General features: G+C 64.9%; 9 protein-coding genes and 2 pseudogenes. 8 read left to right on the top strand and 3 right to left on the bottom strand.

Annotated elements, in window-relative coordinates; translation table 11 throughout:
• The first annotated feature begins 62 nt into the window (after positions 1-62).
• The 5 genes and pseudogenes from yajC to GHT07_RS21525 all read left to right on the top strand — a co-directional run.
• Positions 63-383, top strand: coding sequence for a preprotein translocase subunit YajC (gene yajC, locus GHT07_RS14930; protein WP_323740953.1), 321 nt, complete (start codon positions 63-65; stop codon positions 381-383).
• Between the two features lie 98 nt (positions 384-481).
• Complete coding sequence (gene secD, locus GHT07_RS14925) at positions 482-2,365, top strand: protein translocase subunit SecD (protein ID WP_153585903.1); 1,884 nt, start codon at positions 482-484, stop codon at positions 2,363-2,365.
• A gap of 10 nt (positions 2,366-2,375) precedes the next feature.
• Positions 2,376-3,329: a protein translocase subunit SecF gene (secF, locus tag GHT07_RS14920; protein WP_323740952.1), complete on the top strand. Its 954-nt coding sequence runs from the start codon at positions 2,376-2,378 to the stop codon at positions 3,327-3,329.
• 15 nt (positions 3,330-3,344) lie between these two features.
• Positions 3,345-4,010: pseudogene (locus tag GHT07_RS21530) on the top strand (DUF1631 family protein); the annotation flags it as partial.
• A gap of 807 nt (positions 4,011-4,817) precedes the next feature.
• A pseudogene (locus tag GHT07_RS21525) lies at positions 4,818-6,596 on the top strand (DUF1631 family protein); the annotation flags it as partial.
• 56 nt (positions 6,597-6,652) lie between these two features.
• On the opposite strand, the gene GHT07_RS14910 reads toward GHT07_RS21525, so the two are convergent.
• From GHT07_RS14910 to GHT07_RS14900, 3 genes are all read right to left on the bottom strand, one after another.
• Entirely contained in the window at positions 6,653-7,153 is a 501-nt protein-coding gene (locus GHT07_RS14910) for a DUF494 family protein (protein WP_153585901.1), read from the bottom strand.
• Positions 7,154-7,263: 110 nt separating this feature from the next.
• A complete protein-coding gene (dprA, locus tag GHT07_RS14905; protein WP_153585900.1) occupies positions 7,264-8,391 on the bottom strand; it encodes a DNA-processing protein DprA in 1,128 nt (375 codons plus the stop codon).
• An 18-nt stretch (positions 8,392-8,409) separates the two neighbouring features.
• Positions 8,410-9,642 carry a LysM peptidoglycan-binding domain-containing protein gene (locus GHT07_RS14900; protein ID WP_153585899.1) on the bottom strand — a complete coding sequence of 411 codons (1,233 nt, stop codon included), beginning with the start codon at positions 9,640-9,642 and terminating at the stop codon, positions 8,410-8,412.
• A gap of 177 nt (positions 9,643-9,819) precedes the next feature.
• On the opposite strand from GHT07_RS14900, the gene def reads away from it, so the two are divergent.
• The 3 genes from def to fmt are packed head-to-tail and all read left to right on the top strand — an operon-like array spanning position 9,820 to position 11,847.
• Complete coding sequence (gene def, locus GHT07_RS14895) at positions 9,820-10,332, top strand: peptide deformylase (RefSeq protein ID WP_153585898.1); 513 nt, start codon at positions 9,820-9,822, stop codon at positions 10,330-10,332.
• Positions 10,333-10,343: 11 nt separating this feature from the next.
• Positions 10,344-10,850, top strand: coding sequence for a hypothetical protein (locus GHT07_RS14890; protein ID WP_153585897.1), 507 nt, complete (start codon positions 10,344-10,346; stop codon positions 10,848-10,850).
• Positions 10,851-10,869: 19 nt separating this feature from the next.
• Positions 10,870-11,847, top strand: coding sequence for a methionyl-tRNA formyltransferase (fmt, locus tag GHT07_RS14885; protein ID WP_153585896.1), 978 nt, complete (start codon positions 10,870-10,872; stop codon positions 11,845-11,847).
• Positions 11,848-11,863: the final 16 nt, after the last annotated feature.

Below are 11,863 nucleotides of genomic sequence, written 5' to 3'. Positions count from 1 at the left end.
TTATGCCTGCTTGATCGTGCGCGATCTGCATCGATATCCATCCCATCCCGGAGACTCATCCCGTGTTCATTCCTTCCGCCTTCGCCCAAACCGCCGCCGGTGGCGACACGACGTCGTCGCTCATGAGCATGGCACCCCTGGTGCTGATGTTCGTTGTGCTGTATTTCGTCATGATCCGCCCGCAGATGAAAAAGCAGAAAGAGCATCGCGCGATGATCGATGCGCTGGCCAAGGGCGATGAAGTCGCCACTGCAGGCGGCATGCTGGGCAAGGTCACCAAGCTCGGCGAAGGCTATATCAGCGTTGATATCGCCAATGGCGTCGAAGTACAGCTGCAGCGCAGCGCAGTCATTCAAGTTCTGCCCAAGGGCACTATCAAATGAGGTTGGGCGTTGAGCGTTGGGCGTTGAGCGGGTTGCTTGGTGCTTGAGATGACGCCCGACGCCTGTCACCTGACGCATACCGCCGGACGCCGAACGCAATGAATAGATACGCAATCTGGAAATACGCGATCATTTTGGTCGCGCTGGTGATTGGGGCGCTGTACACGGCCCCCAACTTCTTTGGCGAGGCGCCGGCCGTGCAGGTGTCGGCGGGCAAGGCGACCGTGAAGGTCGATACGTCCACGCAGGCGAAGGTTGAGCAGGCCCTGACCGCAGCGGGCATCAAGGCCGACTTCGTCACGATCGACAACGTGGGCATCAAGGCGCGCTTTCGTGACACGGACACGCAGCTCAAGGCCCGCGACGCGATCAAGAAGGCGCTCGTGCCCGACGCAGCCGACGAAAGCTATGTCGTCGCGCTGAACCTGATCTCCAGCTCGCCCACGTGGCTCACGGCGCTGCACGCGTTCCCGATGTACCTGGGCCTCGACCTGCGCGGCGGTGTGCACTTGCTGCTGCAAGTCGATATGCAGGCCGCACTGTCCAAGAAGGCTGAATCGCTCGCGGGCGACCTGCGCTCCAGCATGCGCGAGAAGAGCATTCGCCACAACGGCATCAACCGCAACAACCAGGCAATCGAGATCGCCTTCAAAGACGCTGAAGGCCTCAAGGCCACGCAGGCCATCATCGCGGACCAGTTCCCTGACCTGCAGGCCACTGACACGACGAGCGGCACTGATTCGAAGTTGACTGCGGTCATCAAGCCCGAAGCCGGCCGCCGCATCCAGGAGCAGGCGCTCAAGCAGAACATCGTCACGCTGCACAACCGCATCAACGAGCTCGGTGTCGCCGAGCCGGTGATCCAGCAGCAGGGCCTTGACCGCATCGTCGTGCAGCTGCCCGGCATCCAGGACCCCAATCGCGTCAAGAGCATCATTGGTCGCACGGCCACGCTCGAAGTGCGGCTGGTCGATGAAAGCAGCGAAGCGAGTTCCGCCGCCATCGGCGCAGGCCCCGTGCCGTTCGGTGCCGAGAAGTACCTCGAGCGCAGCGGCGCACCGGTGATCGTCAAGAAGCAGGTCATCCTCACGGGCGAGAACCTCACCGACGCTCAGCCGGGCTTTGACAACCAGACGCAGGAAGCCGCCGTGCACCTGACGCTGGATTCCAAAGGCTCGCGCATCTTCCGCGACATCACGCGCGAGAACGTCGGCAAGCGCATGGCCATCCTGCTGTTCGAAAAGGGCAAGGGCGAAGTCGTGACGGCGCCGGTGATCCGCAGCGAAATCGGCGGTGGCCGCGTGCAGATCTCCGGCCGCATGACCACGGTGGAGGCGGCTGACACAGCGCTGCTGCTGCGTGCCGGCTCGCTGGCTGCGCCCATGGAAATCATCGAGGAATTCACCATCGGCCCGACGCTCGGTGCCGAGAACATCACCAAGGGCTTCCACTCGGTGGCCTGGGGCTTTGCGGTGATCTGCGCCTTCATGGCGATCTACTACATGCTGTTCGGCCTGTTCTCAGGCATCGCGCTGGCCGTCAACCTGCTCTTGCTGGTGGCGGTGTTGTCGATGCTGCAGGCCACGTTGACGCTGCCCGGCATGGCCGCCATGGCGCTTGCGCTGGGCATGGCCATCGACTCGAACGTGCTGATCAACGAACGCGTGCGAGAGGAGTTGCGCAACGGCGCGTCGCCGCAGGCCGCGATCAATGCGGGCTACGAGCGGGCATGGGGAACCATCTTCGACTCGAACATCACGACGCTCATTGCGGGTGTGGCGCTGCTTGCATTCGGCTCGGGGCCGGTGCGCGGCTTCGCCGTTGTGCACTGCATCGGCATCCTCACGTCGATGTTCTCGGCGGTGTTCTTCTCGCGCGGCCTCGTCAACCTCTGGTATGGCCGCCAGAAGAAGCTGAAGTCGGTATCGATTGGCACGGTATGGCGCCCCGATGCGGACGGCGCCGTAGCCAAAGCAGACTAAGGGGACACAGGTGGAATTCTTCAAGATCCGGCGCGACATCCCGTTCATGGAGAACGCGCTGGTGTTCAACATCATCTCGTTCCTGACGTTCGCGGCGGCGGTGTTCTTCCTCGTCACCAAGGGCTTGCACCTGTCGGTTGAATTCACCGGCGGCACGGTGATGGAAGTGGGCTATTCGCAGTCCGCCGACGTCGAAGGTGTTCGCAAGACCGTAGCGGGCCTGGGCTTCGCAGATGTTCAGGTGCAGAACTTTGGCACCTCGCGCGATGTGCTCATCCGCCTGCCCGCCCAGAAGGGCGTGAGCTCGGCGCAGCAAAGCGAGAAGGTGCTCGGCGCGCTCAAGGCCGCTGACCCCAATGTGCAGCTTCGCCGCACCGAATTCGTCGGCCCGCAAGTCGGTGAGGAGCTGGCCACCGACGGCCTGAAGGCGCTGGGCATGGTGGTCGTGGGCATCATGGTGTACCTCGCCTTCCGCTTCGAGTGGAAGTTTGCAGTGGCGGCCATCATCGCCAACTTGCACGACGTGGTGATCATCCTGGGCTTTTTCGCGTTCTTCCAGTGGGAGTTTTCGCTGGCGGTGCTCGCGGCGGTGCTGGCCGTGCTGGGCTACTCGGTGAACGAGTCGGTCGTGATCTTCGACCGGATCCGCGAGAACTTCCGGCGCTACCGCAAGATGAACACGGTGCAGGTGATCGACAACGCCATCACTTCGACGATCAGCCGCACCATCATTACGCACGGGTCCACGCAGATCATGGTGCTGTCGATGCTGCTGTTCGGCGGCCCGACGCTGCATTACTTCGCCATGGCGCTGACGATCGGCATCCTGTTTGGCATCTACTCGTCGGTTTTCGTCGCCGCGGCCATTGCAATGTGGCTCGGCATCAAGCGGGAAGACCTCGTCAAATCCGCAACAAAGAAGGACGAGGACCCTGCTGATCCCAACGCCGGTGCCACTGTTTAAGGCTATAACTCGAACGTGAGCGAAACCCCCCTGCCTCGCGAAACTGCCGCGCGCCTCGCGCGGCAGGCGCGTGAGCATTTCGTCGCGCAGGCGCAGGCCGTGATCGCGCCGATGGGGCAGGCAGTGCGTGCGCGCCTGGCGGAGCTGGCCGAAAGCGCCGGTGGCTCGCGCGAGATGTACGAGCGCCGTGACGCGCTGATGGACTACGACAAGAAGGGGGGCGCCTGGCAAAAGGGGCTGCTGGCTGCCTGGAAGAAGGCGCTGGTTCCGCCCACGGCGACAGGCCGCGTCCGGCTCGACCAGATCAGCCTGGAGCTGATCGGCGACGACGTCGTCGAGAACAAGATCATTTCCGGCCGCATGGCGCTCTCCATCCAGGAAAAGACGGCCATGGAGGTCAACGAGCTGAAGGCTCGCATGCAGTTCCTCGAAGGCCCTGAGGAGCCCGCCTCTACCGATATCCTGCGGCCCGAAGCGCTTTCGCAGCTCGTGATCGAGCAGTGGACGGGCGCCGGCCTGACCCGCGAGGTCTGGAGCCTGGTCCAGGATGTCGTTCAAAAACAGCTGGCCGCAAAGATTCCTGAGGCTTATGTCAGCACGAATGAATTCCTGATTTCGCAGGATGTGCTGCGCGATATCGACTTGAACGCCCGCGTTCGCCGGGCAGCATCGTCTCCCACGCAACGCAAGCCACCTGCCGCGCCGCCTGTCGGCGGAACGGGTTCGGGTGGCGGTGGGGGTGGGCCCGGTGGCGGCATCGGCAACCAGGAGCCAGGCCAAGGTGGATTTCAGTCGTCGGGCCACGGGGGCTTCCAGGGCAGCGGCGGGGGTGGCCCCGGCGGCGCGGGTGGCCCGGGTGGTGGTCCGGGTGGTGGGTACGGTCAGCCGGGGTATGGTCAACCGGGATCCGGCGGACAACCCGGCCCGGGCGGCTACGGTGCGCCGGGTGGCCAGGCTGGCTACGGCAACCAGGGCAATTTCGGCGGCCAGGGCGGTTATGGCGGCCAAGGTGGGGCTGGCCAGCCAGGCTATGGCGGCGCAGGTCAGGCCGGTCCAGGCGGGGCGGGCGGGTCTGGTGGATTTGGCGGCCCTGGTGGATACGGGCCTGGCGCGCAAGGCGGACCCGGCGGCCAGGGTGGCGGGTATTACGGCCAGGATGGCGGCTATCCCAATCAGGGTGCCTATGGGGACCCGGGCAGCGCGGGATACGGCGGTCAGGGTGGTCAGGGCGGATCAGGCGGCCCCGGCAGCTCTGGCGGCGCGGCAGGTGGCGGTGGCTATTCAGGTCCCGCCGCGCCAGGCTCCTACGGCGGCGCAGGCTCATCGCGGGGTGGCGGCGCCGGTGGTGGTGGCGCGGCAGGCGGCGGCGCAGGCGGCGGCTACGGGCCTGCGGGCGGCTATCCGTCGCCAGGTGGCGGCGGTGACAGCGGGTATGCACCACAGGGCGGTCCTGGGCCGGGCGGGTGGACGCAGGGTGGCGGATCACAAGGCGGCGGTGGCTACGCGGGCGGTCAAGGCGGTGGGCAGGCAGGTGGCTATCCACCAGGCGGCCCTGGCTACGGCGCAGGCGGACGCGCGCAACAACCGCGCGGACCAGATGCAGTCAGTGGCGGTTACGCGCGCGGCGGTGCTGCAATGCCCTCGTCGCCGGATTACCAGGGCTCCGTCCACACTGGTCGGGCAGGCATGGACTCGCGGCAGGGAGGCGGCGTCTCCGAAGAGACTCGCATGATGACGACGAGCCCGCCTTTGGCGAGGGCACGTGCTCGCGCTACTGGCGTGCTGGGCCAGCTCAAGCGGCTGTTGACCGAAAAAGTGATCGGCTTCGACGGCCCGGCGCCGACGCGCCCATCGCCTGCGCTGGCCGAGGCACTGCAGCACCACCATGTGCAGGCCACACAGCAACATTCCACGCAGATGGCCGCCAGCGGCACGGCGACAGCGCACGAGATCATCATCTATGACGATGCCGACGTGCAGGAAGTCGCTGTCGACCTGCGCAAGCGCACGGGCGAGCTCAAGAAGAAGGCGAACACCCAGACCGAGAAGGCGACGATCGAAATCGTTGCGCTGATGTTCCAGAGCATCCTGGCTGAAGAGCGCATCCCGCCGGCCATTCGGGTGTGGTTCGCGCGGTTGCAGATGCCGGTGTTGCGCGTGGCCATTGCCGAGCCGGAGTTCTTCGGCTCGCTCGAGCATCCGGCCCGCCAGCTGATCGACCGCATGGGCTCGTGCGTGATGGGCTTCAATGCCGCGACGATTGGCGGCAGCACACTTGAAGTCGAGATCAAGCGCGTGGTGCAGGTCATCGAGCAATACCCCGAGACGGGCCGGCGCGTGTTCCAGCTGGTGTACGACGAGTTCCAGAAATTCCTGTCGCGCTTTCTCACCGAAGGCGGGCCGACGCAAAAGCTGGTGAGTGTGGCCCAGCAGGTCGAGCAGAAAGAAACGCTGGTCATCCAGTACACGATCGAGTTGCGCGCCATGCTCAAAGACATGCCGATGCGCGACGAGATCCGCGAGTTCCTCTTCAAGACCTGGGCGGAAGTGCTGGCCGTTTCCGCCGTGAAGAACGGTCCGCAGCATGCGGATACGCTGGCGCTCAAAAGCTCCGCATCGGATCTCGTGTGGGCCGCAAGTGCCAAACCCAACCGCGCTGAACGCGCTCGCGTGATCCAGGAACTGCCAAAGTTGCTGCTGCGCCTGCGCCAGGGCATGACGCTGATCGGCATCATCGGCGCAGACCAGGAAGCGCACATCAAGGCCATCGGCGATACGCTGGCCGACGCCTTCTTGTCCAAGACCGAATCGATTCCGCAAGCGCAGATCGACGCCATGGCCAAGCGCCTGGCCAACCTCGAAGACTTTGTCGCCGACGACCCCAACACCGATCTGCCGCTGGACAGCGAAACGATCGAGATGATGCTGGGCATCGACGCGTCGATGATCGAAGTGGTTGCCGACGGCGGCTCGCGTCCGAGCGCCGGCATGCTGTCCTGGGCGCAAGAGCTGCAGCAGGGCAACTGGTTTTCGCTGGACCACAACGGCGCGACGACGTCCGTGCAGTACGTCTGGCGCAGTGAGCGCAAACAACTGCACCTGTTTGCCGCGCCCGGTGGCCGCAGCTACCTGATCCAGCTGCGGCGCCTGGCGGCCTATCTGCAGGCCGGACTGCTGTTGCCGGCCGAAGAAGAAACACTGACGGTGCGTGCGACGCGCGACGCGCTGGCCAAGCTGGACGCGAATCCGGAACGGCTGCTGCAGTAGTTGTGTCTTGAATGCGCGCGGCCGGCCGCGCGCTGCTGGCTGTGCACTGTCGGCTGCTAGTGCGCCAGCCGCCCTTCGGCGCTGTCACATAGCTCGTCGAGCACGAGCGCATCGGGTTCCTGGCCGAAGCTCCAGTACACCATCAGCACAATGATTTTCAGCTCGTCGACCGTCATGGGTTCGGCATTCACGGCCATGGCCCGGTCGATCACGATTTCACGCATGGCCGCAGGCAATACGCCAGCAGACTCGAGGAACATCACGAAGCCCAGACCTTGCGCACCCAGGTGCGCCTGCTCGGACGCAGAGTACACACGCATGCTCCAGGCGGACTGCTGCTGTGGCAGGAAGCTGATGGGGGATTCTTCAAGGCCTGCGCCAACGGACTGCGCCGCAGATTGGGCGGCTATCGTCAGGCCGTCGAGCCAGACCAGCGCTGCGCTGATTTCTTCGGCGTCAAAGCCGTGGGCGCTGAGCTTGCGGCCAAGCTGTTGCAGCTCGGGGCAAGCCTCACCGCGCCAGTAGTTTTCGTAAACGAAAACGAGCACTTCGAACATGTGCACCAATATAACCGCGAACTCCCATCAGCATGCAAGCGGTCTTTGCGCGTTGCGCGAAAAGGCAACACCGCGAACGGGCCACTGCGTGGCGGGGTTGGCCGGTGCCTTCAGCCTTGGCCGACGCGCTGGAACAGCCCGCCTGCCAGGCGCGTGACTTCGCCGTCCATTTCCAGCTCGAGCAGCCGCACCTGCAACACCGAGGCGGCAATGCCGGTGCGCGCCACGAGCGCATCGAGGCTCACGGGATCGAACCCCAGCGCTGCGAGCAATGAGTCGCCCTCTACGGGATCAGGCTCGGTGTCTTCGCGCTCAGGCTCCACCGCGGGCCGCCGCGACGAGCCCGGCGCCGACAGCTCTTCGAGCACGTCCTGTGCGGTCTCGACGAGCTTGGCGCCCTGCTTGATCAGTGCGTGGCAGCCGCGCGACTGCACCGAGTGAATCGAGCCCGGAATCGCGAACACGTCCTTGCCCTGCTCGTTCGCCTGTCGAGCCGTGATGAGCGAGCCTGATTGCAGCGCTGCCTCAACGACCAGCGTCCCCTGGCCGAGCGCTGCAATGATGCGATTGCGTTTCGGGAAATTCTGCGACAGCGGCGGTGTGCCGATCGGGTACTCGCTGATGATCAGCCCGTCCCGGGCGATGCGATGCGCAAGGTCCAGGTTGCGTTTCGGGTAGACGCGGTCCAGGCCCGTGCCCACCACCGCAATCGTGGCAATGCGGCCAGGCGTCTTTGCGTCGAGCGCGCCCTCATGCGCGGCGGTATCGATGCCCAGTGCCAGCCCGGAGACGATCGTGTAGCCCGCTTGCGCAAAGCTGCATGCGAACTGCCGCGCGGTGGTCGCGCCTTGCGTCGTCGGGTTGCGGCTGCCGACCATGGAGATCGAGGCCGGCCATGCGTCGATGGGCTGGCCCATCACATAGAGCATCAGCGGCGGGTCTTCCGTGTTGAGAAGTGCCTGGGGATAGCGGGCATCAGCCAATGTGAGGATGCGGCGGTGGGTGCGGTCCGCCTCGAGCCACTGCCATGTGGCTTCCAGCAGATCGGCCAGGCCGGCAGGCTCAGTCAGCAGTGCTTGTGCCTTGGCAGGCGACAGCACCTGCGAGAGGTTTGCCTGCGATTGCGCAAAAAGCGCTTTCGGCAGGCCGAAGGCAGCCAGTAATTTACGTGCGGCACCGTTGCCGACACCCTCCGCCAGGGCAAGGCGCAGCCACGCTGCGAGCTCGTCGCGCTCCATGAAAAAACGCGATCCGGATTAGCGGGGATTGACGAGTCGGTCGCCGACCTTGACCGTGTCATTGATCTCGAGGATCAATGCGTACGACAGGCGCTCGTAGGGGCGGAACACCATCAGCAGGCCATTGCGCTCGTCGGGCAGCTTGAGCAGCTTGCGCTCGCCGTCCTGGGAGTTGTCGGTAATGAGCCCGCCATTTTTCAGGATGGCCATCACGTGGCCGGTTTCGATGCCGTCCGCGGTGCCTTTGTTGATCACGACGACCTGGTTCTGGCCTGCGTACGACACGGCATCGCCATAGACGGACACGATGGCTGCATCGACCAGCGGCCCGTTGGGCGCGTGCGGCACGTAAGTCTGGAACTGGCGCGGCGGCTCAGGCAGCAGGCGGTCGCCCACGCGCATCTCTTCCTTGGCCGCGACGATATCAATGGTGGCCGGCACCACCATGGTCTCTGCGCTGCCGCCCGACGTGCGGACCATTTCAGAGCCTTCGCTGCGAACGAGCGAAGCGCGGCCCACATACTTGGCTTCGTAGCCCAGGATCGCCTTGGTGACGGGGTCGCGCAACGCCACTGCATTGCGGAAGACGCGGTAGTCGTCGTTGCGGCCGGCTGTGCGCTGCGTGAGCGGGGTGGCGGCAAGGCCACGCGCGTAGGCGCGGTCGCCCTTGGTGATCAGGAAGCGCTCAGGCGGCGCGGCAACGATACGTGGCGCTGAATTGAGCGTGCCCTCGTCGACGATCATCGCTTCGGACAGGAATGGCTCGATCAGGTGGGTCTTGAGGGTGGGAACCGCGCCATCGCCAGCGATTGGCTCGACACGCACACGCGGCGTGACACGGATGACGTCGCTCGGCTCGTTGCCTGCGGGGGCCTGGCCCATGCGCAGCAGGGCGCGGCCGTCTTTTCTTTCAAGGTAGAGCTGCTGGCCAGGATAGATGCGGTGCGGATTGCGCACCTCGGCCATGTTCATGCCCCAGAGTTCCGGCCACTTCCAGGGGCTCTTGAGGAACATGCCGGAAATGGCCCAGAGCGTGTCGCCGCGCTTGACGGTGTAGTTGTCTGGCGCATTGGGCGCCAGATCGCCGATGGGAACGCCCTGCTGGGCGACCTGCTCAGCCGTGGCCCGCTGGCCGGACGTAATGGGGAAGTTCTGTGCCACCGCGGGACTCGCGAGGGCGGCCAGGGCCGCAGCAGCTGCCAGGACGGAAAGGGCGCGAACGGGTCCGCGACGCTGCTGGACAGGGGCCATGATCGGGTAGTCTCGGTGTTGTTCCATTGGCTTTCGTGACGGCTGCCGGGCATGCGCCGGTTGGGCCGAAAGTCTTGACAAAGTACTGGCAATTCTGCGCTCAAGCCCTTGATTGGGCAACGTTTATCACCTTTGGCTTCTGCCCGTGCGGGCAAAAGTGGCGAAAATAGCGACACCATGGCCCTGCTTCCGATCCTCCGATATCCCGACCCACGCCTGCACACCGTGGCCAAGCCTGTCGCGGCGGTTGACGCCCGCATCCAGCGCCTGATCGGCGACATGCTCGAGACCATGCACGACGCAACAGGCATCGGCCTGGCTGCCACGCAGGTTGATGTGCATGAGCGGCTCGTCGTGATCGACGTGTCTGAAGACCACAACGACCCTATCGTGCTGATCAACCCGGAAATCGTCTGGGCCAGCGACGAAAAACAGGTGACTGACGAAGGTTGCCTGTCCGTGCCCGGCATCTACGACGGCGTGGAGCGCGCACAAGCCGTCAAGGTCAAGGCCCTCGATGGCCAGGGCAAGGAGCGCATCATCGACGCGCACGGCCTGCTGGCGGTATGCATCCAGCATGAGATGGATCACTTGCTGGGCAAAGTCTTCGTCGAATACCTCTCGCCCCTCAAGCGCAACCGCATCAAGACCAAGATGCTCAAGGAACGCCGCCAGGCCGAGCGCGCCTGAACGCCTGCCCCATGAAGAAGTTACTGACTATTGCATCTGCGTTGCTCGCAGCCGTCGTCCTGGCGGCATGTGCGAGTTCGCCGTTTGCAAGTGTCGAGCTCGCGCCTGGCACACCACGCCAGCAAGTGATTGAGCGAATGGGCCAGCCCACACGCATCGTGCGCTTGCCCAACGGAGCCGAGCGCTTGCAGTATTCGCTGCAGCCCATAGGCCGCTATGCATGGATGGTCGATATGGACGCGGCCGGCAAAGTCGCCAGTTCGCGGCAGGCACTGACCATCGACAACTTCAACCGCATCGAGCCCGGTGTGTGGACGCGCAATGACGTCGAGCGCGAATTCGGCCCGCCTGCGTCCGTGGAGTCGGTCGCAAGCTGGAACGGGCCCATCCTGACTTACCGCTGGATCGACAACCAGCACAGCGACATGTTCTTCTGGGTGTATCTCGACGGGCAAAATGTCGTGCGGCGTGCGCACCCCGGCATGGAATTCGTGAACGCGCCCAACGACCGGTCCTGATCCTCCAATTACTTCATCGATGCGCGTAGCCTTCGCGGGAACTCCCGAATTTGCCCGCGTGGCGCTTGAGCGGCTCCATGCCGCGGGCTTCACGATTCCCCTCGTCCTCACGCAGCCGGACCGTCCGGCTGGCCGCGGCATGAAATTGCAGGCGTCGCCCGTCAAGCAGTTCGCCATGGCCCACAGGATGGCAGTCGCCCAGCCGCGCAGCCTGCGGCTCGATGGCAAATTCCCCGACGAAGCCGCCGCTGCGAAAGAGGCCATAGCTGCCGCGCAAGCCGACGTGATGGTGGTCGCGGCGTACGGCCTGATCCTGCCGCAGTGGGTGCTCGATGCACCACGGCTTGGCTGCCTGAACATTCATGCGTCGCTGCTGCCGCGCTGGCGCGGGGCCGCGCCGATTCATCGCGCCATCGAAGCGGGAGACGAAGAGACGGGCGTGACCATCATGCAGATGGACGCGGGCCTGGATACCGGCGACATGCTCCTGGTCGAGCGAATCCGCATTGCGAACAACGACACGACCGCCACGCTGCACGACAAGCTTGCCGCGCTGGGCGCAAGGCTGATCGTCGAGGCGCTCGAACTCGCGGCTTGCGGCGGCCTGCAGCCCGTCAAGCAGCCCAATGCCGGCGTCACGTACGCCCACAAGATCGACAAGGCCGAGGCGGCAATCGACTGGTCGCACGGCGCCATCGCCATCGAAAGGCGCATTCGCGCATTCGACGCGTTCCCCGGCGCGTCGTCGGTGCTGGCGGGCGAGACGATCAAGCTGTGGCAGGCGCAGGCAGTTGCGCAGCAAACCCCCACCGGCGCCAGTGGCCATGTGATCGCTGTCGCGGGCGACTCATTCGACGTGCAATGCGGCCAAGGCGTCCTTCGCGTCACGCAAGTGCAGCGCCCCGGCGGCAAACGCCTTGCCGTCGCTGACTTCCTTCGCGGCTTCGACCTGAAGCCCGGCATGGCCTTCGAGCAGCCTGCAGCCGCGCAGCCATGAAGCGCGTGAAGACGCA

It is taken from the genome of Caenimonas koreensis DSM 17982, from assembly GCF_009646335.1.
Classification (GTDB): Bacteria; Pseudomonadota; Gammaproteobacteria; order Burkholderiales; family Burkholderiaceae_C; genus Ramlibacter; species Ramlibacter koreensis.
This window is presented reverse-complemented; position numbering and strand designations above follow the sequence as displayed.